Origin of the sequence: Microbispora sp. CSR-4 (assembly GCF_008033685.1) — a bacterium.
In the GTDB taxonomy this organism is placed as follows: domain Bacteria; phylum Actinomycetota; class Actinomycetes; order Streptosporangiales; family Streptosporangiaceae; genus Microbispora.
In genome coordinates, this window is record NZ_VJVX01000208.1 from 1 (window position 1) to 831 (window position 831).

Sequence of the window (831 nt, forward strand, 5' to 3'; positions counted from 1 at the left end):
CGGGATGAGCGGGCCGATTACGGGCGGCGGTTCCTGCGGGTCCGCCCGGGCAAGGGCGGCGGCGTGGAAGGGGAGTTCTACCTGCCGCGTGAGGCCGGCGCCCGGTTGATGGCGTTGTTGCAGGCGTACGCCAAGCTGAGGGCACAGGGGGATGACCGCCCGCTGACGGTACGTCAGGCGGACGCGCTGATCGCCCTGCTGGAGCAGAAGATCGCCGCCGAGCTCCTCGTCGTGGTCAGCGCTGAATCCCTCCCCACCGACCCCGAAACCACCGACCCCACCGCCGACGACCCATACCCCGCCGACCCGGCCACCGACGACGACGTCAGCGACCACTTCGCAGACCTCGGCGACAGCGCCCCCAGCGACTACGTCCCCGACCCTGCCGGATGCACTGACGAGCCAAGCCAGGCCGACCCGGCCACCGAAGACCCTGCTGACCCTGCCGCCGATGACGACGTCAGCGACCACTTCGCAGACCTCGGCGACAGCGCCCCCAGCGACTACGCCCTCGACATCGCCGGGACCACTGACGAGCCGGGCCAGGCCGACGACACCGCCGACCATGTCGAAGACGCGCGGGATGCCGGGGGCTTCGGGGAAGGCCGGGACGACACGGGCGACCCTGCACCCGGCCAGGCCGACGACCTCGACAATGCCGAGGCTGAGGCAGATGCCGGTGCGGAGAGCGCCGACGACACCAACGCCACCGGAAGCGCCGACGACCTGAGGCGGGCCGATGACACCGTTTCCGGCGCGTTGGGCGACCCCGGCGCTGCGGGCGGCGCTGACGACCCCGACATCCCGGAGGAGTTCGACACCGGCGAGGCT

Annotated in this window: 1 protein-coding gene; it reads left to right on the forward strand. The window is 72.0% G+C overall.

Annotated features, from left to right (window positions below; genetic code table 11):
- Window positions 1-831, forward strand: an 831-nt coding sequence (locus FLV34_RS39470) for a DUF222 domain-containing protein (RefSeq protein ID WP_147945609.1), incomplete at both ends; no start/stop codon positions are given.